Source organism: Sorangium sp. KYC3313 (assembly GCF_052075895.1).
GTDB lineage: Bacteria > Myxococcota_A > Polyangia > Polyangiales > Polyangiaceae > Sorangium > Sorangium cellulosum_B.
Window position 1 is genome coordinate 4,159,606 of record NZ_CP197255.1, and the last position, 24,169, is coordinate 4,183,774.

Below are 24,169 nucleotides of genomic sequence, written 5' to 3' on the forward strand. Positions count from 1 at the left end.
CCAGGGACGCCGCCGGCCGTCCCGCGCGGCCGCCGCGCTCACCCGCCGGGCCGGCGTCGCGCGCGGACTGGCGACTGCAAGGCGAGGGCGTCGATCAGAAGACGACGCCGAGCGAGAGCGACCCCATGAGCTTGATCTTCCCCGCCTTCTCGTAGAAGGAATACTGGTAGGGGCCCGCGGTGATCGTCACGGGATCGGCGAGCGCCACGCCGAGCCCGAAGCCTCCCGACATGGCGAACCCGCCGTCTCGGCTGAGCACGTTCGTGCTCCCCACCATGCCGCCGAGGACGACGCTGCTCACGTCGCCGCGGCCCTCGAGCCGCCCGGGAGGGGTGATGACCGCCTCGAACGACTCGTAGCCGATGCGGCCTTTCACCCAGAAGCCCCGCAGCGCCTTGCCCTCGACGTAGACACCGACGTCCGCCGCGAGCGCGTAGCCGGTCGTGTCGAGCGACGCGTCCTCGAGCGAGCCCCAGATCCACGACGGCGCGATCCCGAGGGTGAGCGGCCCGATGACGGCGACCTCGCCCTCGAAGGTCATCTTTCCAAACAGGAGATCCAGCGCGTTGTAGCGGACCGACCAGCGGCAGCAGGTGGACTCGGGGGGCTTCGGGGGCGGCGGGGGCCCGGCCGGCAAGGCGTAGCCCGGACCATAGCCGGGCGGCTGTTGAGGATAGCCTTGCTGAGGATAACCCTGCTGAGGGTAACCTTGCTGGGGGTAGCCCTGCTGAGGATATCCTTGTTGCTGCGGGTAGCCTTGCTGCTGAGGATACCCCTGCTGCTGGGGGTAGCCCTGCTGAGGATATCCCTGCTGCTGCGGGTAACCTTGCTGCTGAGGATACCCCTGCTGCTGAGGATATCCTTGCTGAGGATATCCTTGCTGCTGGGGATATCCTTGCTGCTGCGGGTAACCTTGCTGCTGCGGGTAACCTTGCTGCTGAGGATACCCCTGCTGCTGCGGGTAACCTTGCTGCTGAGGATACCCCTGCTGCTGAGGATACCCGGACGGCGCCTGGGCAGCTCCGCCGGGCTGCGCCTGGCCCTGCGGGAGCGGCTGAGCGTTCTGTTGCGCTGTCGCCGCTGGGGCGAGGAGGAGCGCGCCGAGGCCGAGAAGGAGGCCGCAAGCTGCCGGGCGGAGAGCTGCCCTGGACAAGGGCGCGCGCGCGGGGCCCAGACCCGTGGTGAAAGCGCAATCCATGGCGGTGGACTGTACCGAATCCCGAGCACGCCGGCTACACGCGCGCCGCGAACCGTCGCCGCGCTCGCGCGCGCGATCTCCAGCCTGTAATCTCCGTCCCGATGCCGCCAGTCCCCGAAGTCGTCGCCGTCACAGAACTCGCGCCCGGAAGCGCCGCCTCGAGCGGCGCCGCGGCCGTGCCGGCGGTCGATCCGAGCGCCGCGCGCGGCGCCGAGACACCCTCGGCCGAGCTCGATCGTGCGCTGTCCACGCTGGGCGACGCCGCGCTCGGGTTCGCTCGCATGCCGGCCCTCGAGAAGGCCTTCCTGCTCCGCTCGTCGCTCCCGGACCTGCTCGCCGCCGCGCGCGCCGAGGTCGAGGCGTCGTGCGCCGACCGGGGGCTCGATCCCGGCTCGGCGGCGAGCGGGGAGGCGTGGCTCGCGGGGCCTTGCGTCACGCTCTCGCAGGTGCGCCGCCTGGCCGAGGCGCTCGAGGACATCGCCGCGCGCGGGCGCCCCCAGCTCGGCCGCGGGGCGGTGCGCGCCCGCGCGGACGGTCGGATCGAGGTGGAGGTGTTCCCGGCGCGCCTGAAGGACACCGCCCTGCACGGGCCTCTCCGCGCGCGCGTGCTGATGCAGCCCGGGGCGACGCGCGAGAGCGTCCGGGAAGAGCAGGCGCGCTTCTACCAGCAGCGCGACCCCGAAGGGGGCGTCGCGCTGGTGCTCGGCGCGGACGACGTCGCCCGCGTCCCCCTCCGGGAAGCGCTGCACAAGCTCTTCGTCGAGGGGCGCGTCGTGGCGCTCGCGATGAGCCCGCGGATCGCGCCCCTCGGCGCGCTGGTCGAGCGCGCCCTCGCGCCGCTCGTCGCGCGCGGGCTCCTCCGCTTCGTCTACGGCGGCGCCGCGTCGGGCGCCTACCTCGCGGCCCACCCCGCCGTCTCGGAGGTCCACGTCACCGGCCCGGCGAGCGCGCACGACGCGCTCGTCTGGGGGCCGCCGGGCCCGACGCAGGCGCGCCGGCGGGCGTCGGGAGCGCGGCTGCTGGACAAGCCCGTCTCCTCCACGCTCGGCGGCGCCAGCCCGGTCCTCGTGATGCCGTGGCTCTACGGCGGCGACGAGCTCTGGTTCCAGGCGAGGTGCCTCGCGAGCCAGATCGTGAGCGGCGCGTCGCACGGCAGCCACGCCGCGAGCGTCCTCGTGCTGCCCAGGGGCTTCGCGCAGCGGCCGCTGCTCTTCCGGATGCTGCGCCGCGCGCTCGCCGCCGTGCCGCCGCGGCGCGCCGCCCACCCGGAGGCCGAGGCGCGGTACGCCGCGCTCACGGCCGGGCGCGCGCCGATCGAGCCCGAGCGCCTCGAGGCCTCCGCCGACGTGCCGCTGCCGTGCGGGGTCGCGCGCATCGGCGCGCCAGGGCCGGGCGAGCTCCCCTGGACGCTGATCGCCGGGCTCGCCGCGTCGGACGCCGCCGAGCCGCTGCTCTCGACCGAACCGCTCGGCGGCGTGCTCTCCGTCGTCGAGGTCGGCTCGAGCGATCCGGTGGAGTTCCTGGAGGCGGCGACCCGCTTCTGCAACGACCAGCTCCGGGGCAGCCTTGGCGCGACGATCGTGGCGCACCCGATGAGCGAGGAGGACCCCGCCGTCGGGGCCGCGCTCGACCGCGCGCTGCTCGATCTCCGGTACGGCGTGATCGCGGTGAACCAGGCGCCCGCCGCCGCGCACGCGGCCGTCGTCCCGCCCTGGGGGGGCCACCCGGGCTCGACGCTCGCCGACATCCGGAGCGGGCTCGGCTTCGTGCACAACACAACGATGCTCGCGCAGGTCGAGAAGACCGTCCTGCGCGCGCCGCTCACCGCCTTCCCGCGGCCGCCCGGCTTCTACGATCACCGGCGCTCCCACGTCGTCGGGGAGAGGCTCGCGGCCTGCGCGGTGGATCCAGGGTGGGGGAGCGTCGCGCGCGTCGTGGCCGCCGCGCTGCGGGGCTGATCCGGCGTCGCGCCCCCACCGCGATCTCGTCGCGTTCCCGCCTCGCCTCGATTCCGCCTCGATTCCGCCGCGCTGGCGCGGCGATCAGGAGGGGAGCGACGAGCGGAACTCCTTCACCTTCTCCACGATCTCGCGCAGCGCCTTCCGCGAGGCCTCCGAGGCGTCCTCGGCCAGCTTCTCGGCGTCGAGGAGCCTGGGCTCCAGCTTGTCCCAGGCGTCCTTCGCGTCCATGCCGGCAAGGTGGAGCCTGACGCGGATCTCGTCGCGCAAGGTCTGGAGCGACTCCAGGCTCTTGTTCAGATCGCTCTTCAGTTCCGATGTGATGTTGCCCATTCTTGTCCTCCCGAGGCTACGAGTGTCGATCGCTCCTCTCTGCTCGTGATGCATTGGCCGCGCCAGTTGGCGCGCTTCGACGCGGCGCGCGACGTTCACGCGTCCTGACCGGATCCGAGCCCATCCATACCGGGCGCAGCCGCCGCGCCCTCCTCGCGAGGTGTGGCAAAAGCGCCCAGGGACGTGCGTTTTGCCGCACCTCGGACGCGAGCGCGCGTGCGGGCGCTCAGGCGAGTTGCGCCTGCGCGCAAACGATGCCGTCATGATCGGCATAGACGAGCTCGCCGGGAACCCACGTGACCCCGGCGAACGTCACGGCGATGTCGCGGTCCCCCGCGCCCTTCTTGGCGCTCTTCCTCGGGTGCGTCGCGAGGGCCTTCACGCCGATCGGGATCTGGCCGATCGCCTCCGCGTCGCGGATGCACCCATGAACGATCACACCGGCCCAGCCGTTCTGGTGGGCCATGGCGGCGATGTTGTCTCCGAGGAGCGCGCAGCGGAGGGAGCCGCCTCCGTCCACGACCAGCACCCGCCCCTGGCCGGGCTCTTCGAGCGCCTTGCGGACGAGCACGTTGTCCTCATGGACCTTCACCGTGGTGATGCGCCCGTGAAACAGCCGAGCTCCGCCGTAATCCCGGAAGATCGGAGCGGCGACGAGGACGTCCGGGTGCTCGTCGCACAGATCCGTGGTCTTGATCGATGAGCTCATGAAGACTCCCTGTCCGCCTTCCTGGGTTGTCGACCGCCGGATTCAACCGCTCATCCGCCGCCGGTCACGAGGGCTCGTGGCGCTCGCCGTCCTTGGCGGAGGGGAGGGAGGCGCCGCCCTTGCGCCTGCCCGCGCCGGCGAAGGCCGCCGAGTCGACGCCATGCCGGGCGAGCCACCGGCGCAGCTGGTTCCGGTGCATCCCGAGCGAGCGCGCCGCCCGCGTGACGTTCCCCTGCTCGCGCCGCAGCGCCGTCTCGATGGCGAGCCGCTGCATCTCCGGCGGCGCCGGCGTGCGCCTCGCGACCTCCGTGATGTCGAGGCCCGCGGACGGCGCGAGATCCGCCACCTCCACGCCGGTGCGCCCGGCCGCGAGCGCCGCGAGGCCCGCCTGCCTCACCTCGCAGAGCAGCTCCCGCACGTTGCCCGGCCACGCGCGCAGCGCGCAGCACTCCAGGAAGCTGGCCCCCGGCGCGAGCCGCGCGCCGGTGCGCCTGAGCTCCGCCGCCACGAGCCAGGGGATCTCCTCGATCCGCTCCGTCAGCGACGGGATCCGCACCTCGGGCCGGCCGATCCGGTAATAGAGGTCGTCCCGGAACCGGCGCGCCGCGACCTCGCCCTGGAGATCCTTCAACGTGGCCGCGCACAGGCGGAACTCGACCTTGTGCGGGCGCGTGTCGCCGAGCGCGACCACCTCCCGGGTCTCGAGGACGCGGAGCAGCTTCGGCTGAACCGCCGGATCGAGCTCCGCGACCTCGTCGAGGAACAACGTGCCGCCGTGGGCAGCCTGGACATAGCCCTCGGCGTCGGCGGTCGCGTCCGAGTAGGCGCCGCGCCGCGCCCCGAAGAACAGCCGCTCCGCGAGGCCCTCCGGGATCGCGGCGCAGTTCACCGCGACGAAGGGGCCGCCCCGCCCCGTCGCCGCGTGGTAGGCGCGCGCCGCGAGCTCCTTGCCCGAGCCGCTCGGCCCGGTGAGCAGCAAGGTATCCCCACGCATCCCCGCGCGGTGGATCGCCTCGCGGACCTGCCTGAGCGTGGGGCCGACCAGCCCGTCCTCGTGCTCCAGGACCCCGCCGCGCTGGAACGGCTCGATGTCCGCGGTGAAGCGCAGCAGCGTGCTCCCGAGCCGGATCACGCGCGGGGGCGACGAGAAGACCTGATCCTCGATCTGCACCCCATCGACGAAGGTGCCGTTCCTGCTGCCGAGATCGGTGATCCGGAGACCCGCGCCCGACAGCGCGACGCGGACGTGCCGGCGCGACACCTGCTCGTCCTCGACCACCACCGTGTCGTCCGACGCTGCGCGGCCCAGCACGACCGCGCCGCCCTCGAGCGGGATCGGCGCGCAGGCAGGCTGGCCGCGGGCGAAGATGACCACCAGGCCAGGCGTCGCCCCCTCCGGCGACGCCGACGGCGCGGTGTCGGACGCCCTGATCGTCGACTGATCGTCGGCACCCACACCTCACGCATACATGATCCCACGCCGGCCCTGAAGGCTCTCGGGTATCGGCCAGTGTGGTTGAAAAAATCTATCGAAGCGCGATACCCGCGCCTCACTCGTCGTGGGGGTGCGGCTGCTCGTCGTGGGCGTGCCTCTGGCCGAGGCGGTCAGTACCGCAGCACCGAGGGGTCGACCTCTTGCGACCACGCATCGATTCCGCCCTGGAGGTTGTAAAGGTTCCTGTAACCCTTCGCGAGGTAGTGCTCGGCGGCCGCCTGGCTGCGGCCGCCGTGGTGGCAGTGGAAGACGATCCGCGCGTCCTTCGCGAGCGTCTCCAGGTACCGCTGCCCTGCCTGATCGAGGTGACGGGCGCCCTCGATCGTGGCGATCTTGCGCTCCTGCTCGGTCCGGACGTCGAACAGCTCGATCGCCTCGCCGCTGTTCAGCAGGGCCTTGAGCGCGGTCGACGAGATCTGCTTGACCTTCGGCGGCTCGTTCGGGCTCTCCAGCTTGAAGCCGCCGCCGGAGGGGCCCTCGACGAAGTCGATCGACAGCCCCTCGGCGCGCCGCGCGCTCGCGCGGTCGAGCAGGAACACCGCCCCGCCCGCCTGGGCCTCGACGTCGCCTGCCTGCCGCGGGCCGAAGTAAAGGCCGTAGTTGTAGGACGGGTCGATCTCGATGTGGACGAAGTCGGCCTCCGACTCTTTCGCGGCCGCGAACGCCGCGAGCGCCGCCGCGGTCACGCGGAGCGTGGGCGGCGCCTGCGCCTCGCCCTGCGAGAGCCCGAGCGCCTTCACGAGCTCCCCGGTCGCGTGCAGCTCCTTCACGATGTCGCAGCCGCCGACGAACTCGCCGCGGATGTAGAGCTGCGGGATCGTGGGCCAGCTCGAGAACTCCTTGATGCCGTCGCGCAGCGCGGGATCCGAGAGCACGTCCACCGTCTGGTACTCGGGGAGGTGCTCGTCGAGGAGGGTCACCACCGTGGCGGAGAACCCGCACTGCGGCATGGTGCGCGTGCCCTTCATGAACAGGACGACATCGCTCTCGCGAATGATGGTGGCGATCCTGGCCCGCATGGGCTCGCTGAGGCTCATGTGATTGCTCTCCCTGCGCGGCGGTGGCGGTGCGGTCGGCTCCCGCGCTCGTCCGCGGGCCTCTCGCTAGCATGAGCAAAGCACGGCAGCGAGGCCCTCCAGCCGGCCCCGCCCGCGTCGACCGAGGGCGGAGCGCGCCGCCTCCCTGCGCGCTCAGCGGCCGAGCAGGAGCCCGAGGACCGCCGCGATCGCGGCGAGGGTCGCGATGACGGCCGGCGCGCCGAGCTCGGCGCCGAGCGCCCGGAAGCGCCCGCCGCTCGTCGCCGGAGAGCGCGCGAGCGCTTCCGACGGGGGCGGCGGGACGCGGCGCACGCCCGGCGACGCCGCGCTGTCTTCGCGGAGCTCGACGAGGAGCTGATCGAGCGGGGCGTGCTCGCCGAACGGGCGCACGAGGCGGAGCGTCACGCCGCCGCCGAGATCGGGGGGGAGCCGGAGCCGCAGCGTCCTCGCGGCGATGTCCGCCGGGGCGCGGTGGGCGCCGCTCCGGGCGCAGCTGTCGCAGCCGCCGCCGTCGCAGCGGGCGCAGGTGACGCGGGCGGGCACGGCGATCTCGATGTCGGCGCCGTCGCGCGCCCACGCCGCCGGGACGGCGATCGCGAGGCGGCCTCGCGAGCCGTCCGAGGCGTCGAGGCCATCGCGGTCGATCAGCTGCGCGAGCTCGGCTCTGCCCATGGACCTTGTGTGCCGCACCCGGGCCCCGGCGCCAAGCGCCGGCGCTGGGTGAGACCCGCCGCCGCGCCGCGGATCACGCCACCCGACCGGCGCGCAGGACGCCCACCGCCGAGAGCAGGCACGCGATGGCGAGCAGCAACCCGCCGAGCGACCCGGGCCGCGTGCTCTCCTTCAGCCCCACCACGAGCACACGCGCGAGCTCGCCGTCCGGCACCTTCGCCGGGTCGGACAGGTAGCTGAACACCGCGCCGAGGTCGATCCACGTCGCGTGGATCGTCGCGACCAGCGTCGTCAGCCCCATGGCCGCGATGAACCCGAGCTTTCCGGGCTCCGGCCGCCGGGCGTACTGCAGCCCCGCGCCGACCGTGACCATCCCGAAGACCAGGATAGGCCACATCCCCCAGCCGCCCTCGACGAAGAAATCGAACATCGGTGCCTCCCTCTCGTCTGCTCTTCTCTGCCTGCCGCGTCTCGTCGCCGCCGCCGTGCGCGCCGGCCTTCACGAGCCCCAACGCGGCGCCGCGGATCCCGTGACCGGAAAACTTCCTTGTCACGCCTGCAGCCCTCGCGCGTTATGTCGGCGTGGAGAGGGAGGGCGCAGCAGCTCCGTCCGACGCCGAGCTCGCGGCGCGCCTGAGGCGCCGCGATCCGCGCGCCTTCGACGCGCTCTACGCGCGCTACCACCCCCGGATCTTCAGCTTCCTCGTGCGCCTCTCCGGCCGGCGCGACGTCGCCGAGGACCTGTTCCAGGACACCTGGCTCGCCGTCGCGCGCCACGCCGGCCGGCTCGCCGAGGACACCGATCTCGCCGCGTGGCTGTTCACGATCGCCAGGAACCGCTACCGGAGCCACCGCCGCTCCGCCTTGCTCGACCTCGCCCGCGCCGCGCTGTTCTCCCGCGAGCCCGCGCCGGCCGCGCCCGAGCCCGAGGGCGCGGCGGACGCCCGGGCCGACGTGGCGGCGCTGGAGGCGGCGCTCCGCGATCTCGCGGCGGCGCACCGCGAGGTGCTGCTCCTCGGGGCCGTCGAGGGGCTCGACACGGCGCAGGTCGCCCAGGTGCTCGGCATCCGCGAGGACGCCGCGCGCAAGCGCCTGTCGCGCGCCCGCGCCGAGCTTGCGGCCCGCCTGGAAAGGCGAAATGCTGAGCGGCCCCGGCGGGGATCGACGACCTCGATCTCCGCCGCGGACGCCGCGGACGCGCCGGATAGACACGCGCGAGGAGGTTCTCGATGAAGCCGTTCTCAGGAGAGGATCCTCTGGCGAGGGGCCTCGCCGATCTGCCGCCGGTCGCCCCGCTCGACCCGGCACGGGCCGACGCGGTCCGGCGCATCGCCCGCGCCGCGCTGGTGGAGGCGGAGCGCCCCGCGCCGAGCGCGCGGCTCTCGCTCGCGTGGTCGGCGGTGATCTTGCCGGGGCTCCTGCTGAGCTCGGGCTGCGTGTACGTGTGGGATTCGGTGCAGAAGATCGGGCAGATCTACGGGGGAGGGTAGCGGCCGGGCGGCGCCTTCGCCGCGCGGCCCGTGACGAGCCGCGCGGGGTGAAGCGGCGGCGCGCGGATCAGTCGCCGAGGTCGACGACCTCCAGCCCGTGGTACCAGAGCGCGCAGAGCGCGTTGTCGCCGGAGATCGTCACCTGCGAGACGTACGACGAGAGCTCGCCCTTCATCTCGAGCGTCAGCTCGTCGAGGTCGGCCGCGTCGAGCACCGAGAGCCCGGGCGGGTTGTAGCCGGCGAGGAGGAGGCGCGTCCCGTCCACGGCGCGCGGCCAGCCGGCGTCCGGGCTCGAGAGCTCCTTCGTCGCGACATCGATGCTGCCTTCCTCGAGCCCGCTGGCCACGAGGATCCCGGACGAATGCGCGCCCACGCCCACCGCGTCGCCCACGGCGTAGTACCCGGAGGTGTACATGAACACGCGGTCATCACCCACGAACACCTGGTCCAGGCGGGTGCCGTCGTCGAGCGTGTGCTCGTCCCGGAGGCTCGCGCTCGCGCTGCCGACGTCGAGCAGCTTGAGGGTGTGGCGCGTCCCGCGGCAGACGCCGGGGCCTTCGTAGTTCTGCCGGTTCGCCGGCACGAACTCGGCGTAGTAGCTGAACGCGCTGTGGCACTCCTCGTAGCCCGCGACGTTGAACTCGACCGTCTCGTAATCGGCCGTGAGCGCGCGGCCCGACGCGCCATCGAAGGCCAGCAGCGAGCCGGGCACGTTGACCGGCGTCCGCACGACCGCCGATGAGGGGTCGGCCACGTCGATGCGGTCGATGTAGAAGCGCGCCCTGGACGGGTCGTTCTGCAGCGGCACCCAGTGCGACGTCACCACGGTGGTGCCGTCGAGCTGGAGGCCTGTGTAGCCGGCGCCGTTGGGCAGGCGCAGCGAGCGGTGCGTCGGGCTCGACGGGTTCGAGAGATCGATGATCTCGAGCGACGGATCGCGGCGCAGCGGCGGCGGGGCGCCGCTGCCGTCCTCGTAGTAGTAGTACTCGTCCTCGACATTGCGGAGCACGAGCGTGCTCCCTGCCTGGACCACGGCGGCGCCCGTGGAGACGATCCCGCCGTAGTACCCGTAATAGTAGAGCGCGTTGCTGGTGAACGGCAGATCGCGCTGGCTCGCGATCCGCGGGGCTTCGGGGTTCGTGAGATCGATGACGGCGAGGTTCGTCTTCGTCGTCGTGTCGGTGTACGAGGGCCAGAGCAGGTAGGCGTACTGCCCGTGCGCGAAGAGCTGCGCGCTGTCGAGGCCGGACCCGTAGCAGTCGCTCTTCGCGCCGGAGGCCAGCGTCGAGAGGTCGAGCTTGCCGATCGGCTCGGCGCGCCCCGGGTCCGCGGCGTACACGACCTCGAACTCGGCGGCCTGTGTCCACCAGTCCGCGCCCATGCGGACCACGAGATCGCCCGTGGCGACCGTGTTGCTGACGACGGTTGACAGGGCCAGGTCGGCGGCCTTGACCGGGGCGTCGCGATCCTCGATGTTGAACGTCCCGACCTCCTGGTCGGAGACCGCGAAGAGCCGCGTGTCGTGGACGAAGGCGCGGCGCGCCTGGCCGCGCGCCGGCGCCGAGCCGCGCCTCGTGAGCGTGTCGGCCGTGAAGTCGATCAACTGGACGCCGCTCTGGTACAAGCCGCAGCCCTCGGCCTCGTCGATGTCCCAGCCGCTGTACGGCACGAGGATGGTGCCGAGATCGTCGAGGATGGTGAAGGCCTTGTGGATCTGGTCCTGGCCCTCGGCGAGGTTCGCCCAGTCGCCGCCGAAATGGACGCGCTCCAGCATCGTGGGCTTCGCGAGGTCGGAGACGTCGAAGAGCGAGACGTGGAGCGAGCCGCCCGTGGCGGCGTTGTCGAAGCCGACGGCGAACAGCCGGTCGCCGCGCGGCTCCATGTGGTAGACCCAGCCGGGCATCTCGAGCTCGCCGAGCTGGGCGGGGTGCTCCGGATCGCTGAGATCGATGGTGAAGAGCGGGTCGGTCTGCTCTGCCGTGATCGCGTAGGCGCGGTCGCCGTCGAAGCGCACGGAGCGCAGCGTCTCGGGCCTGGGCAGGGTGAGCTCGACGAAGCCGAGGGGCGTCAGCTCTTGCGAGGACGCGACGGCGAAGGTCTGGACGCCGGGCCGTGCGTTGGTCCGCCAGAGGCCGGGCTGGCTGACGACGCGGAGGACGCCCTCGTGCTCGTCCATCTGCCAGCGGCTCTGGATCTGGCCGACGGCCTCGACGCTCGCGCCCTCGACGAGCGCGCCGCCGGGATCGGAGATGTCGACGACCTGGATGGTGGAGTGCCCCTCGTCGGTGCCGTCCCACTCGATGCCCGCGATGTACATGCGGTCCTGGGTGACGCTCACGCTGCGCTGCCACCCGTAGTCGTTGGGGTCGTCGTCGTAGCTCAGCTGATCGACGACGGCGATCTCGGCGGGGGCGCCGACGGCCAGGGAGGTGATCGTCGTGTTCCGCGACTCCTTGCACCCCCAGCAACCGCCGTCCTCGAACGTGACGGTATAGAGCACGTCGCCCACGATGCGCGAGTCGGAGATGGCGCCCGGCAGGTCGAACGAGCCGATCTGCTGGATATCCGCCGGGTCGGAGACGTCGAGCGCCTCGATGTGGCTCGATTGCTCATAGGAGTACTCGCCGGTGGCCGCGTCGTAGATGTACTGGGTCCACGACGAGAACATCGCGTAGACGACCCCGTCGCGCAGGTACATCTCGAAGGGGATCCCGCTCGCCCGGTAGTGCCCGAGGAGGCTCAGCCGGTCGCGCTTGGAGATGTCGATGATGCTGAGCCCCGAGTACTGCGAGAGCGCGTAGAGCTTGCCGTCCTTGACCTGGATGATGTCGGCCTCGGTGATCGCGCGCTCGGCGTCGCCGTCGGCCGGGGGCGCGGTCGGGGCGCCGTCGCCTCCGGTGCCCGCCGAGCCCTCGCCTCCATCGTTGGCCGTATCTCTTCGACCGCCGGCCCTCGGATTGTCAGAGATGAAATCGGTCGAACCGGTTTCGGAGGAAGGCCCTGTCGAGCCTTTCCCGCAGCCGGTGAGTCCGGCCGAGGCCGCCGCCGTCGCGAGGACGAGCCAGCCGACGTAAGTTCGAGACAGGAAGGTCATGGTTCACCTCGTTGAGGACGAGACACAGGGCGTCATGTCTCCGCCGGTGCGCGTGCACTGTTCAGGTCCCGTGCCCGGCGCACTGAGCAAGTAACGGGCCACGCGGAACCCCGCGAAAAATCCAAGGAATTTGCCGGTATTCCCGTGGCTTGTGCCAGAGTGTGCGGCCGGCGGGCTGCCGGCGGTCATGGGCCTGCCCGCAAGGCGTGCGCCGTGGTGATGTTCGATGCCCTGGTCCCGGGGTGAGCTCTCATGACCTGGAGGCGGCTCACGCGGCTTGTGGGCAGCTGCTCGCCACCGCGGGAGCATCGCGCCTGCGCGCGTGGATGCGTGGGGGGCGCCGGCGCCGTGCTTGGCACGAGGTGTGAATCCTGGCGCCTGCGGCTGCCGAATGGCAGGTTCGTCTATCTCTTGATAGGAGGCTTGACGATGGATCTTTTCAGCAAACGTCACCGGCTTGTGGTTGCGATGCTCATGCTCTTCGTACCTTTGCTCACCGGCGCCAAGGGCAAAGGCTGTCAGGGCCCGATCGAGGGCGGGGGGGCTGGCCCTGGGGGAGGTGGGGTGGCGGGCGGCGAGCCGGCCTCGTGCCAGGTGACCGGCTGCAGCGGCCAGGTCTGCGCGGACGAGGACGTGGTGACGGACTGCGAGTACCGGGAGGAATATGCGTGTTACCAGGAGCACAGCGTGTGCGAGCGGGGCGCGTCGGGCGAGTGCGGCTGGCGGGCGACGCCGGAGCTCGAGGCGTGCCTTGGCGGCGGCGAGCCTGCGCCGTGCGTGGTGACCGGCTGCAGCGGTCAGGTCTGCGCCGATGCCGATGAGGAGGTGGTCACGACGTGCGAGTGGCTCGAGGAGTACGCGTGTTACAAGGAGCACGGCGTGTGCGAGCGGGGCGCGTCGGGCGAGTGCGGCTGGCGGGCGACGCCGGAGCTCGAGGCGTGCCTTGGCGGCGGCGAGCCTGCCCCGTGCGTGGTGACGGGCTGCAGCGGTCAGGTCTGCGCGGACGAGGAGGTGGCCACGACCTGCGAGTACCGTGAGGAATACGCGTGTTACAAGGAGCACGGCGTGTGCGAGCGGGGCGCGTCGGGCGAGTGCGGCTGGCGGGCGACGCCGGAGCTCGAGGCGTGCCTTGGCGGCGGCGAGGCTGCGCCGTGCGTGGTGACCGGCTGCAGCGGTCAGGTCTGTGCCGGCGCCGATGAGGAGGTGATCACGACGTGCGAGTGGATCGAGGAGTACGCGTGTTACAAGGAGCACAGCGTGTGCGAGCGGGGCGCGTCGGGCGAGTGCGGCTGGCGGGCGACGCCGGAGCTCGAGGCATGTATCGGGGCGGCTTCGGGCGACTAGGATGAAGATCGGCTGACCGCTGCGGCGGTGATGCTCTGCCATGATCACCCGCCGAGCGAAGGAATCTCGACCTGTGACCGCCTGAGCCCGGTGGTGGTCTGCGGGGGTGTGGACGGCGCCTGCTCTTTCTGGGAGTGAGGCCGCCAGTGGACCTCGAAGCGCGCAAAAGGGTTTTCCCTACTCGCTCACAAGCCGCAGCCCCACCGGCAGCCCCTCTCCAAAGAACGCCGCGCGCTCGGACTCCTCGACGGCCACCACCTCGCGCACCGCGTTGACCCACGCCTCGGGCGCGCCCACCTTGACGAGCCGCCGCTCCACCTCGCCGCGGACCCGGTCAGAGACGTCGCGCGCCCGGTCGCCGGTCCTGCGCGCGAGCTGCACCGCGGCCGGCGCCGCCGACGGCAGCTCGTGCCACTTCTCGCGCAGCAGGTGGTCTATCCACCGCTCGGCCGCCGCCGGCGACACCACATGGTGGACGCTCGCGTAGGCCGGAACGCGCGCGCCGAGGCGGCCGATCGCCGCCCAGAGCCGCGCGTCGCGGTCGGTCCATGTGCGCTCCAGGATCCACGCGCCGAGCTCGCTCCGCCGGCCGGCGGGCACGCGCTCGAGCGACGCGCAGAGCTCGAGCAGATCGTCGAGCGCCTCCGGCTTCACCCCCTTCGGCTTCTTCAGCCGCTGCTCGGCCGGGGCCAGGAACGGATCCGCCAGGTCCCGGATCGCGACCTGCAGCGGCTCGTCGAGGCCGCCCGCGATGCGGCGCCAGGCGATCCAGAACTGCTGCCAGGAGCGCGCCTCCTGCGGGAACGCCAGCCGCTCGGCGAAGAGCGGCGCGAGCGCGGCGACGCGCGCCGGGTCGCCCGCGTCGCCGAACCCGGGGCGGAGGCAGTAGCCGGCGAGCGACCAGAACACGCGCTCGTGATCGGCCGAGCGCCGCCGCGAGCGCGCGCTCGGGACGAGGGTGTCGAGCAGCGCCCGCGCGGTCTCCGTCGTCCAGGTGGCGCGCTCCCCGAGGACGCGCTCGAGCTCGCGCACCAGGTTCTTCGCCTCCCGCGGCGCCACGTCGGGCCGCCCCTTGCCGAACACCCGCTCGATCGCCTCCCGGGCCTCGTCGAGGCGCTTGCCGCCCGGCGCCGCCGCGGCGTGAGGCCTCGCCTGCGCCCGCTCCGCCGGGGCGCCGCCCTCGGCCTCGGCGGCGCGCGCGCCGCGGCCGTCCTCGCGCAGCTGGAACGCCAGCCGGAAGCGGCGCGGCGCCGCGGCGTCCACCTCGACGCAGGCGAGATCCAGGGTGCCGATCGCGGTGAGCTCTCCCTCGATCTGCACCCGCACCTCCGCCTGCTTGCCGGTCGCGGCGCGCGCCGCGTCCCCCGCGTCGAACGCCACCGCGATCGGCGGCAGCGCCTCGAACCGGTCGTCCTCGAGGGGGACGAGGTCGCCCGCGCGATCGACGCGCGCGTCGTCCGACGCGAACAGGTCGAACCGCACCGGGCGCCCCACGACGAGCGCGAAGGTCCGCCCGGCCGCCGCGTGGACGCTGCCCTCCTTCGCGCCGCGCGGCACGACGCAGACCGCTGGCCGCGGCCCCCCGCCGGCGGGCGGCTCGAGGCCGACGTAGTAGCCGCGCGCCGCGCCCCCCTCGATGCGCACGCCGCGGCCCGCGAGGGCGAGGCCGTACGCGACCGCGCCCCGCGCCACCGCGAGGTCGGGATCGGCGTGCGGGAGCAGATCGAGCGGCGGGCCGCCCCAGCGCTCGACGACCCGCGCGAGGCGCTCCGCGACGCGGCGGGCGCGGAAGACGCCGCCGTTCAGGAGCAGCGCGGTCGGCCCTCGCGCCTCCGGGGCGTGGCGCGCGAAGAACCAGGCCACGTGCCGGGTGATCGCGACGTCCCGCTCGTAGGGCAGGCCGAACGCGACGAGCCCGCTCCGCCCGCGCTGCGGCCGGGCGTCCCGCGGCGCGTCCGGGAAGAAGCCGTCCAGCACGACGCCCTCGACCTCGTCGCGGCCGAGGCGCGTCGTCAGCGCGCCGCCCACGAGCCGCGCGCCGTGCGAGAGCACCGTGACAGGCGCGTCGTCCGGCGGCGAAGGCGCGGCGCCGCCGGACGAGGCCCCGCCGGCGAGCAGGCGCTCCTTGGCGGCGCGGCAGGCCAGCACGAGCTGGCCGAAGCGCGCCGGGTCGAGCTTCTCCCCCGCGCCCACGAGGCGCGGCTCGCAGAGGTGGGCGAGCGCCAGGTCCATGTTGTCGCCGCCGAGCAAGAGGTGGTGGCCGACCGCGACGCGGGAGACCTCGGGGTTGTCCTTGGCCGCGCCAGCGCCCCGAGCGACCCGGATGAGCGACAGATCCGTCGTGCCGCCGCCGACGTCGCAGACGAGGACCATCGCCTCGCCGCCCGAGCGGTCGAGCAGGGCGTCGAGGCCCTCGGCGCCGGCGAGCCGCATGAAGTCGTAGAACGCAGCCTGCGGCTCCTCGAGGAGGCGCACCGAGAGGCCGGCGCGGCGGGCGGCCTCGACCGTGAGCTCGCGCGCGACCTCGTCGAACGAGGCTGGCACGGTGAGCACGACCTCCTGCGCCGCGAGCGGGCGCTCCGGGAAGGCGTCGTCCCAGGTGCGCCGCACGTGGGCGAGGATCCGGGCGCTCGCGTCGAGCGGCGAGACGCGCGGCAGGGCGGCCGCCTCCTCGGCCGCGCCCCACGGCAGGATGGGCGCCGTGCGGTCGACGGCGGGGTGGCAGAGCCAGCTCTTCGCCGAGGCGACGAGCCGCCCGGGGATCTCGCCGCCGCGCCGGCGCGCGTGCTCGCCGATCGCGAAGGGCGCGTCGCCGAACGGATCGGCGGGCGCCTCGCCGGGGAGGGGCGCGTAGAGCAGGGACGGCAGCAGCGGGCGCGCCTCGATCTCGGTGGCGGTCACGAGCTGCGGGATCGAGAAGACGCGGATCGCGCCGGGATCGGCGTCGCGCTCGGCCCACGCCACGACGGTGTGCGTGGTGCCGAGGTCGATTCCGACGATCAGGCTCGGGCTCTTCGCGGGGGCGGACATGCGTGCGCGCAGCAACGATACTGGATCGCCGCGGCGCATTCCGCAGGTCCGGCGCGCCGCCGCGCCGGCTCGCGCGCGCCGCGGCGCACTTCTTCCGGTTCTTCCGGGCGATTCCCCGTGCTAGAGCCGCGAAATGCGAGCGAACCGAGCGATCTGGCTTGTGGTCCTGGGCGCCCTTGCGGCGGGGTGCGGGTCGGCGACGACCGAGATGTCGGTGGCGGCGAGCGCGGCGCCGCCGCCTCCTCCTCCTCCCGTGGCCGTCCAGCCGGCGGCGCCTGCCGAGGCGGTCATCGAGGGGGATCGCATCAAGATCGCCCGGCCGATCTTCTACGACCTCGACAAGGACGAGATCCGGCCGGAGTCGTTCTCGGTCCTCGACGCGGTGGCGAACATCCTGCGGACCCACCCGGAGATCACCGCGCTCACGGTCGAGGGGCACACGGACAACCAGGGCAGCGTGGAGCACAACATCAAGCTGTCCGAGCGCCGCGCGAACGCCGTCGTCCGCTACCTCGTCCAGCGCGGCGTCGCGACGCCGATGACGGCGCCGGGGTACGGCGCCGGCGCGCCGCTCTGCTTCACGAACGACGAGGGCTGCCGCGCCATGAACCGGCGCGTGGAGTTCCGCATCAAGTCGAAGTGACCGGCCGGCGGCCGATCGAGGCCGCCCGCTCGTCGCTCCGGCTCCGACACGCCCCTCCCCGCGCCTGTACCCGAGCCACCCGGGCGCCGGAACAACAGGCCAGGTTACCACAGACCCTCAATCGAAATCGACTGATTTCGTCGGCGTATGACGCGTGTGACGCGTGTGACGCGTGTCACGCGTTGTGCGGGCGGCGGTCGCGAGGTTTGTTGTGAGGATGCCTGTCCTTCTGTGCGCCTGTGGGACAAGGGACTCCCAAAGATGCTTGTGCTGCAAATTTGTGTTGAACGGCGCCTCTCGATCGTACTTAATCTATCACGGGAATCCGCGCGCTGACTGCGACGCGCCAGGTCGAGCAACTCACTGCATTGCAAGGTGGATCATGGCGAGCGTTCGTCGTCGTATGCTGGAGATCGCTTGTCTCGTCCTTCCGGGGCTCGCGTGGCTTTCGCCGCGCACCGCCGATGCGCATCACGCCGACCATCTCAGGTGGGCGGAGAGCCTCGTGGACAACATCAGCCCTGAGAACAACGAATACAACTCGAGCCCCAGCTTCATCAGCTGGGCTGGCGTGGCCGGCGCGCGGCGCTACGCGAACCGGACGCAGTGCGCCACCTTCCTGACGGAGCTGCTCAAGCGGGGCTACGGCTTCACCGAAGCGTCGCTCGACCGCTGGCTGGGCAGCCGGAGCCCGAGCGCGGCCGCCTACTACGACGCCATCGTCGAGGAGAACGGATTCGAGAGGATCCACGACCCCAAGGACGCGCGCGCCGCCGACATCATCGCCATCCGCTACCCCGCTGGCGACTCGTCGACCGGGCACGTCGCGATCCTCCGCCGGGCGCCGAGGGCGAAGCTCCCCGTCAGCCCCCTCGTCGCGGGCACATTCCAGTTCGAGGTGAGCGTCGTCGACTCGACGAGCACGCACCACGGCTCGTCCGACTCCAGGTACGCCTCGAGCGGCCGGGGGGCCTCCGGCGCCGGCTACGGGACGATGCGGCTCTACACGAACACCTCGGAGACCATCGTCGGGCACACCTGGAGCACGGCCGCCGTCACGGCCTATTACCCCACGACGGTGCGCCAGGTGGTGATTGGCAGGCTGGTGTTCGAGGACGACGAGCGGTCGGATGACGACGACGCCGACGACCGGTGGTAGCGAGGGGCCGACGGCCACTTCCGCGTGTTCAAGGCTCGTCGCTGACGGATGCCCCTCGCTCGGCTGCACGCTGAAGACGGCGTCCGCCCCCCCGGGCCGCGGCCCCGATGAGGAGAGCGGCGCACCCGCCGCCGCTCGCCCGAGCCGTGGGATCTGCGTGGATCCCGGCCTCGGTTTACGTTCGACCCGTCGGTTGGTAGAGTCCTCTCCAGGAGGGCCGTATGCGCGAGCCGAGCGAGACGGGAAGTGCCGACGGTGGCCGTCGTGGCGTGCTGGGAGCGGTCGCCACGACCGCAGCGGCCGCGGCGATCGGGGCAGCCGGCTGCCCGTCGCCGGCGGCGCCTGCGGCCGGCGAAGCGCCGGCGCGCACGCTCGGGCGGACCGGCGCGCAGGTGGAGCCGGTGTCGCTCGGCGGCGAGGGGATCCTCCGGACGACCGGCCGCCACCGCGAGGCGGTGCCCGTGATCCTGGAGGCCCTGCGCCTCGGGGTCAGGTATTGCGACACCTCGCCTGCATACCAGCAGAGCCAGGACTACTACGGTGAAGCCTTCCGCGCCGCCGGCCCCAAGGCGCGCGAGCAGGTCTTCCTCGCCTCCAAGACCCACGCGCGCGATCGCGACGGCGCGCTGCGGCTGCTCGACGACAGCCTGCGTCGGCTCGGGACAGACCACCTCGATTCATGGCAGCTGCACGATCTGCGGGAGCTCGAGGAGCTCGACGCCATCTTCGGCAAGCGAGGCGCCATCGAGGCCGTGGAGCAGGCCAGGGCGGACGGCCGCGTGCGCCACGTCGGGATCACCGGCCACCACGACCCGCGGATCCTCCTGGAGGCGATGCGGCGTTATCCTGTGGATACCGTGCTCTGCGCGGTCAACCCCGCAGATCCGGCGCGGCTCCCGTTCCTGACGACCGTGGTCGAGGAGGCGCGGCGGCGCGGCGTCGGCGTCATCGGCATGAAGATCATGGCCGCGGGCCGCCTGCTCCAGGATCGCGCCGCGAGCGCGACCGAGCTCATCCGCTACGCGGCGAGCCACGCCGACACGGTGATCATCGGCTGCTCGTCGATCGCCGAGGTGCGCGAGAACCTGGGCGCGCGGTCCCTCTCCCTCCCGATGCCGCCCGCCGAGCGCGCCGCGCTGGAGGCGCGCGTCGCGCCGCGCGCCGGCCGCTACGACACGTTCAAGGCCGGTTGAAGCGGCGGATACGCGGCTCCGCGAGCGAGGCGCGGCCCGCGGAGCTGCGGTGTGTAAAATTTTCCCTTCACTGCAATCTTGGGTTGTCTGCCGCACACGAGCCATGCGCCAGCACGCAACAGAGCGCAACGGAGCGCAACAGAGCGCAACAGAGCGCGACGGAGCGCGACGGAGCGCGACGGAGTGCGACGGAGCGCGGCGTTCTTCCTGGCAAAACGCCGGCGAGCGCGCCCCCAGGCCCCGTTGACAAGCGGAGGTGCCGGGGTCTAGAGTGGCGGCCCTCTGAGCTCGCTCGGAGGCCCCAGGCCTGACAATCATCGGCTTATCCGACCCGGGGCAGCGCAGCCTCCGGGTTTTTTTCTGTCGCTATCCACGGAGACCGCGCGTCCATGAGCAATCAGTACGGCCACTTCGACGACGAGAGCCGCGAGTACGTCATCACCCGGCCCGACACGCCGCTGCCCTGGCTCAACTACCTGGGCTCGGACGAGATGTTCGGCCTCTGCACCAACACGGCGGGCGGCTACACGTTCTGGAAGGACGCCAAGCTGCGCCGGCTCACGCGCTACCGGTACAACAACGTGCCCATGGATCTCGGCGGGCGCTACCTGTACGTGAACGACGGCGGGGTCGTGTGGAACCCCATGTGGAAGCCCCTCAAGACGGCCCTCGATCGTTACGAGTGCCGCCACGGCCTGGGCTACACGAAGATCACGGGCGAGAAGAACGGCGTCGAGGTGGAGGTGCTCTACTTCATCGTTCCCGGCGAGAACGTGGAGATCTGGCGCACCCGGGTCACCAACAAGAGCGGCTCGAAGAAGGACATCCAGCTCTTCTCCTATCAGGAGTTCTGCTTCTTCGAGGCGCTCAACGACATGACGAACTACCAGCGCACCTACTCCATCGGCGAGGTGGAGATCGAGGGGAGCGCCATCTATCACAAGACCGAGTTCCGCGAGCGCCGCTCCCATTACACGCTCTTCGCCTGCACGCGCGCCATCGACGGGTTCGACACGAGCCGTGACGCCTTCTGCGGCAGCGTCCACCACGGCCTCCACGAGGCCCAGGTGCCGGCCAGGGGGAAGGCCACGAACTCCAAGGCGTTCGGCTGGAACCCGATCGGCAGCCACCAGGTGAGCCTCTCGCTCGAGCCCGGCGCGAGCGAGACCATGAGCTTCGTGCTCTCGTACGTGGACCACGGGGACCTGCCCAAGTTCAAGGCGCCCTTCGTCCTGAACAAGCAGAAGGGCAAGGAGATCCTCGCCAAGTACTCGGCGCCCGGCGTCGTGGACGGCGCGTTCGCCCAGCTGAAGGCGGACTGGGCCGGGATCCTCTCGAACTTCCAGGCCGACTGCCCGGACGAGCACGCGACTCGCATGCTCAACACCTGGAATCAGTACCAGTGCATGGCGACCTTCAACCTCTCTCGGTCGGCCAGCATGTACGAGACCGGCATCGGCCGGGGCATGGGCTTCCGCGACTCGAACCAGGATCTCCTGGGCTTCGTGCACCTCGTCCCCGAGCGCGCCCGCCAGCGCATCCTCGACATCGCGGCCACCCAGCTCAGCGACGGCACCTGCTACCACCAGTACCAGCCGCTGACGAAGAAGGGGAACGCCGACATCGGCGGCGACTTCTACGACGATCACCTGTGGCTGATCCTCTCCACGTGTGCGTACATCAAGGAGACCGGCGACAAGGGCATCCTCAAGGAGGCCGTGGGCTACGCCGACAAGCCGGGCTCCAAGGAGGACCTCCTTCACCACCTGGAGACGTCCATCGCCTACACGATGAAGAAGCGGGGCCCGCACGGCCTGCCGCTGATCGGCCACGCGGACTGGAACGACTGCCTCAACCTGAACTGTTTCAGCACCGAGCCGAACGAGAGCTTCCAGACCGCGGGCGACGTGAAGGACTCGAAGGCCGAGTCCGTGATGATCGCCGGCCTCTTCCTCTATGCCAGCCGCGAGATGGCCGCCCTGTACGACTGGATGGGCCAGAAGTCCGACGCCGCGCGCATGCGTGAGCAGTACGCCGAGATGCTGGCCGTGGTCGAGAAGGAGGCCTGGGACGGCGAGTGGTACCGCCGCGCCTACGACGCCGAGAGCCGGCCGGTCGGGAGCAAGGAGAACGAGGAGGGGAAGATCTTCATCGAGAGTCAGGGCTGGTGCGTCCTGGGCGGCGCCGGCGCGGACAACGGCCGCGCCAAGCAGGCGATGGAGAGCGTGCACAAGCACCTCTACACGAAGAACGGCATCGTTCTGCAGCAGCCCGCGTACTCGACCTATCACCTCGAGCTCGGCGAGGTCACCTCGTATCCGCCGGGCGTGAAGGAGAACGCAGGCATCTTCTGCCACAACAACACATGGATCCACCTCGGCTGGTGTCTCCTGGGCGAAGGGGAGCGCGCGCTGGAGTACTATCTCTCCATCTGCCCCTCGGCCAAGGAGAGCCAGATCGAGACCTATCGCGCCGAGCCCTACGTCTACGCGCAGATGATCGCCGGCAAGGACGCCCCGGTCTTCGGTGAGGCCAAGAATGCCTGGCTCACCGGCACCGCGGCCTGGACGTTCGTGTCCGTCAGCCAGGGGATCCTCGGCGTGCAGCCCCAGTACGACGGCCTGAAGCTGGATCCCTGCGTGCCCAAGGCGTGGAAGAGCTTCTCCATCTCCCGCCGCTTCCGCGGCGCCACCTACGAGATCAGCGTCAAGAACTCGGGGGTGTGCAAGGGCGTGAAGAAGCTGACCGTGGACGGCAAGACCGTCGCGGGGAACGTGATTCCCCTGTCGCTGGCCGGCTCGACGGTGCGCGTCGAGATCGAGATGGGCTGAAGGCCCTCTGTCGGAGCGCGCCGCGCGATGGCGGCGGCGCGCTCCGCGTGCGCTCGTCCTGTCCGCGCAACTGCACGTAACGCGCGCCGAGCCCGCGGCGGCGAGCGCGCCTGCGGCTCAGTCGGCCTGGGCTGGGCCGACCCACCTCCCGTTCAGCATGACCCGCTTCACGCGCCGCATCGCCCGGATGTCCGCGAGCGGGTCGCCTTCGATCAGGACGAGATCGGCGAGCTTGCCCGGCTCGACGCTGCCGAGCCGGTCGTCGGCGCGGAAGTACCTGGCGTTCTCCAGCGTGCCAGCGACGAGGACCTCCATGGGCGAGAGGCCGCTCTCGACGAGCAGCTCCATCTCGTGCTGGTAGGCCCACCCTCGCTCGGCGCCCGGCGCCTTGCCGTGGGAGCCGACGACCACCCGCACCCCGGCGCGGCGCGCCGCGAGGGTGAGCTTCATCATGTTCTCGAAGCCGCGCACCTGGGTCTCCGTCGCGCCCGCGTCGCCGGCGCGGCGCTCGAAGATGGCGAGCGTCGGGGTGAGGAAGGTGCCCCGCGCCGCGAGCAGCCCGAGCAGCGCTCGGGTCCGCGGCGCGCCGAGGGAGATGCCGCGAAAGACCTCGAAGCGCCCCGGAAAGCGCGCATCGTTGTCGGCGATCACCGACTGGCGGTAGCGCTCCGCCTCGCGCGGGGGCACGAGGGCCGTGCCGAGCGACGTGATGTGCTCGATGCCGTCGAGCCCGGCGCGGACCGCGGCCGCGGCGTCCACGGTCTCGAGGTGCGCGACGGCGATCACCCCGCGCGCGTGCGCGGCCTTGGCGACCTCCTCGACGAGCCCGAGGGGCAGGCGGAAATAGACCTTGATCGCCGACGCCCCGCGCTCGACCAGCTGATCGACGGCCCAGCGCGCCTCGGCCGCGTCGCGCACCAGCATCGCGCTCTCCGGATAGGCCGGATACGGCGCGTCGAGCAGCGGCCCCGCCAGGAAGAGCCGCGGCGTCGGGCCGAGCTTGCGGGCGGCGTCGTACGCCTCGATCCAGTTCCCTGGCTCGCGCAGCGAGGTGACGCCGCGCTGCAGGACGACGCCGGGCAGCCCGTCGTCGCCGTCGAGGTGGAAGTGCGCGTCGATGAGGCCGGGCAGCACCGAGAGCCCCGCGCCGGGGACGACCTCCGCGCCGGCCGGGACGTCGGTGGCGCCGCGGGCGCCCGCGGCGACGATGCGATCGCCGCGGATCACGACGATGGCGTCGCGCACCGGCGGCCCTCCCCGGCCGTCGATGAGCGTGGCCCCGACGATCGCCGCGCAGCGCGCGGCGTCCGGCCGCGCGACGGCGTTGATCTCCCGTGGGGGCGGGGGCTTCGGCTGCCCTTCCGGCGAGGGCCACTGCACGGACGTGCTTGCGCAGGCGCACAGGCCCGCGAGCGTCGCCGCCAGACACACGCGCAACACGCGCAACACGCGCAACACGCGCAACACGCGCAACACGCGCAACCGAATGCCCATCGTGCCCTCCCCCCGTGACGCGCGACGAGCCCCGCGCGTCGCCGTCGCTCCGCGGCGCGCGTGGGGCCGTATCGCTGGCGCCCGTCGCGCGCGATCGCAGCGCGAGGCCGGGCTCTGCGATCGCGCGCGACGCAGGCGCCGCGCCTCTGATCGTAGCAGATCCGTGCTCCAGGGCCGCTGTCACGAGCGCTTTCCAACTTCCACCTTCAAGTCGTCGAAGTCGAAGGCGCGCGCGCTCCCGGCGACGTCCGCCGCCATCTCCAGATTCGCTCGAGGCATCGAGATGGCGCAGCGCTGCGGTCAGCGCGCGGCGCGGGCGGCGGCGATCCCGGTGACGGCCTGGCGTTCCGTGGAGCACAAGGAGGCTCGGAACTCGCGACTTGCGGGATTCGGTGCCACGCTCGCGGCGAGCGTGAGCCGTGAGCCCCCCGCCACGGCGATGCGCGCGGCGCGCGGCGCGCGATTTCGGTGCTGTTCCGTCAGGACGTC

The 24,169-nt window shown here is 72.1% G+C and carries 19 protein-coding genes; 9 read left to right on the forward strand and 10 right to left on the reverse strand.

Annotation, left to right across the window (positions count from 1 at the left end; all coding sequences use genetic code 11):
* Nucleotides 1-94 precede the first annotated feature (94 nt).
* Nucleotides 95-637: a hypothetical protein gene (locus tag ACSRUE_RS16185; RefSeq protein WP_437765074.1), complete on the reverse strand. Its 543-nt coding sequence runs from the start codon at nucleotides 635-637 to the stop codon at nucleotides 95-97.
* Nucleotides 638-667: 30 nt separating this feature from the next.
* Between ACSRUE_RS16185 and ACSRUE_RS16190 the strand changes: the two genes are divergently transcribed.
* Both ACSRUE_RS16190 and ACSRUE_RS16195 read left to right on the forward strand, forming a co-directional pair.
* Complete coding sequence (locus ACSRUE_RS16190) at nucleotides 668-1,288, forward strand: hypothetical protein (RefSeq protein ID WP_441291780.1); 621 nt, start codon at nucleotides 668-670, stop codon at nucleotides 1,286-1,288.
* Nucleotides 1,289-1,299: 11 nt separating this feature from the next.
* A complete protein-coding gene (locus ACSRUE_RS16195; RefSeq protein ID WP_441291781.1) occupies nucleotides 1,300-3,156 on the forward strand; it encodes a hypothetical protein in 1,857 nt (618 codons plus the stop codon).
* Between the two features lie 84 nt (nucleotides 3,157-3,240).
* Here the strand turns inward: ACSRUE_RS16195 and ACSRUE_RS16200 are convergent, their stop codons facing one another.
* The 6 genes from ACSRUE_RS16200 to ACSRUE_RS16225 form a co-directional block, all read right to left on the reverse strand.
* Nucleotides 3,241-3,489 carry a hypothetical protein gene (locus ACSRUE_RS16200; RefSeq protein ID WP_437765077.1) on the reverse strand — a complete coding sequence of 83 codons (249 nt, stop codon included), beginning with the start codon at nucleotides 3,487-3,489 and terminating at the stop codon, nucleotides 3,241-3,243.
* Between the two features lie 226 nt (nucleotides 3,490-3,715).
* Complete coding sequence (rraA, locus tag ACSRUE_RS16205) at nucleotides 3,716-4,198, reverse strand: ribonuclease E activity regulator RraA (protein WP_441291782.1); 483 nt, start codon at nucleotides 4,196-4,198, stop codon at nucleotides 3,716-3,718.
* Nucleotides 4,199-4,262: 64 nt separating this feature from the next.
* Complete coding sequence (locus tag ACSRUE_RS16210; RefSeq protein ID WP_441291783.1) at nucleotides 4,263-5,654, reverse strand: sigma 54-interacting transcriptional regulator; 1,392 nt, start codon at nucleotides 5,652-5,654, stop codon at nucleotides 4,263-4,265.
* A gap of 149 nt (nucleotides 5,655-5,803) precedes the next feature.
* Nucleotides 5,804-6,730, reverse strand: a complete 927-nt coding sequence (grxD, locus tag ACSRUE_RS16215; protein ID WP_441291784.1) for a Grx4 family monothiol glutaredoxin — start codon at nucleotides 6,728-6,730, stop codon at nucleotides 5,804-5,806.
* 153 nt (nucleotides 6,731-6,883) lie between these two features.
* A complete protein-coding gene (locus ACSRUE_RS16220; protein WP_441291785.1) occupies nucleotides 6,884-7,402 on the reverse strand; it encodes a hypothetical protein in 519 nt (172 codons plus the stop codon).
* A gap of 73 nt (nucleotides 7,403-7,475) precedes the next feature.
* On the reverse strand, nucleotides 7,476-7,832 hold the full coding sequence (locus tag ACSRUE_RS16225; RefSeq protein ID WP_437765082.1) for a hypothetical protein: 357 nt from the start codon (nucleotides 7,830-7,832) through the stop codon (nucleotides 7,476-7,478).
* A gap of 152 nt (nucleotides 7,833-7,984) precedes the next feature.
* Here ACSRUE_RS16225 and ACSRUE_RS16230 point away from each other — a divergent pair, with 152 nt between their 5' ends.
* Together ACSRUE_RS16230 and ACSRUE_RS16235 are read left to right on the forward strand one after the other, a co-directional pair.
* On the forward strand, nucleotides 7,985-8,635 hold the full coding sequence (locus tag ACSRUE_RS16230) for an RNA polymerase sigma factor (RefSeq protein ID WP_441291786.1): 651 nt from the start codon (nucleotides 7,985-7,987) through the stop codon (nucleotides 8,633-8,635).
* Complete coding sequence (locus ACSRUE_RS16235; RefSeq protein ID WP_441291787.1) at nucleotides 8,632-8,892, forward strand: hypothetical protein; 261 nt, start codon at nucleotides 8,632-8,634, stop codon at nucleotides 8,890-8,892. The genes ACSRUE_RS16230 and ACSRUE_RS16235 overlap by 4 nt, the downstream gene beginning before the upstream one ends.
* Before the next feature lie 67 nt (nucleotides 8,893-8,959).
* Here the strand turns inward: ACSRUE_RS16235 and ACSRUE_RS16240 are convergent, their stop codons facing one another.
* Nucleotides 8,960-11,986, reverse strand: a complete 3,027-nt coding sequence (locus ACSRUE_RS16240; RefSeq protein WP_441291788.1) for a beta-propeller domain-containing protein — start codon at nucleotides 11,984-11,986, stop codon at nucleotides 8,960-8,962.
* Nucleotides 11,987-12,460: 474 nt separating this feature from the next.
* On the opposite strand from ACSRUE_RS16240, the gene ACSRUE_RS16245 reads away from it, so the two are divergent.
* Nucleotides 12,461-13,330, forward strand: a complete 870-nt coding sequence (locus tag ACSRUE_RS16245) for a hypothetical protein (protein WP_441291789.1) — start codon at nucleotides 12,461-12,463, stop codon at nucleotides 13,328-13,330.
* Nucleotides 13,331-13,507: 177 nt separating this feature from the next.
* Here ACSRUE_RS16245 and ACSRUE_RS16250 read toward each other — a convergent pair whose 3' ends face one another.
* Nucleotides 13,508-16,360 (reverse strand): Hsp70 family protein, encoded by a 2,853-nt coding sequence (locus ACSRUE_RS16250; RefSeq protein ID WP_441291790.1) that lies wholly within the window; start codon nucleotides 16,358-16,360, stop codon nucleotides 13,508-13,510.
* A gap of 133 nt (nucleotides 16,361-16,493) precedes the next feature.
* Here ACSRUE_RS16250 and ACSRUE_RS16255 point away from each other — a divergent pair, with 133 nt between their 5' ends.
* The 4 genes from ACSRUE_RS16255 (at nucleotide 16,494) to ACSRUE_RS16270 (ending at nucleotide 22,186) form a co-directional block, all read left to right on the forward strand.
* A complete protein-coding gene (locus tag ACSRUE_RS16255) occupies nucleotides 16,494-17,003 on the forward strand; it encodes an OmpA family protein (RefSeq protein WP_438038748.1) in 510 nt (169 codons plus the stop codon).
* A 505-nt stretch (nucleotides 17,004-17,508) separates the two neighbouring features.
* Nucleotides 17,509-18,162, forward strand: a complete 654-nt coding sequence (locus ACSRUE_RS16260; RefSeq protein ID WP_441291791.1) for a hypothetical protein — start codon at nucleotides 17,509-17,511, stop codon at nucleotides 18,160-18,162.
* Between the two features lie 221 nt (nucleotides 18,163-18,383).
* Nucleotides 18,384-19,355, forward strand: a complete 972-nt coding sequence (locus ACSRUE_RS16265) for an aldo/keto reductase (RefSeq protein ID WP_441291792.1) — start codon at nucleotides 18,384-18,386, stop codon at nucleotides 19,353-19,355.
* A 389-nt stretch (nucleotides 19,356-19,744) separates the two neighbouring features.
* Nucleotides 19,745-22,186, forward strand: a complete 2,442-nt coding sequence (locus ACSRUE_RS16270; protein WP_441291793.1) for a GH36-type glycosyl hydrolase domain-containing protein — start codon at nucleotides 19,745-19,747, stop codon at nucleotides 22,184-22,186.
* A gap of 117 nt (nucleotides 22,187-22,303) precedes the next feature.
* Here the strand turns inward: ACSRUE_RS16270 and ACSRUE_RS16275 are convergent, their stop codons facing one another.
* A complete protein-coding gene (locus tag ACSRUE_RS16275; RefSeq protein ID WP_441291794.1) occupies nucleotides 22,304-23,566 on the reverse strand; it encodes an amidohydrolase family protein in 1,263 nt (420 codons plus the stop codon).
* Between the last annotated feature and the right edge of the window lie 603 nt (nucleotides 23,567-24,169).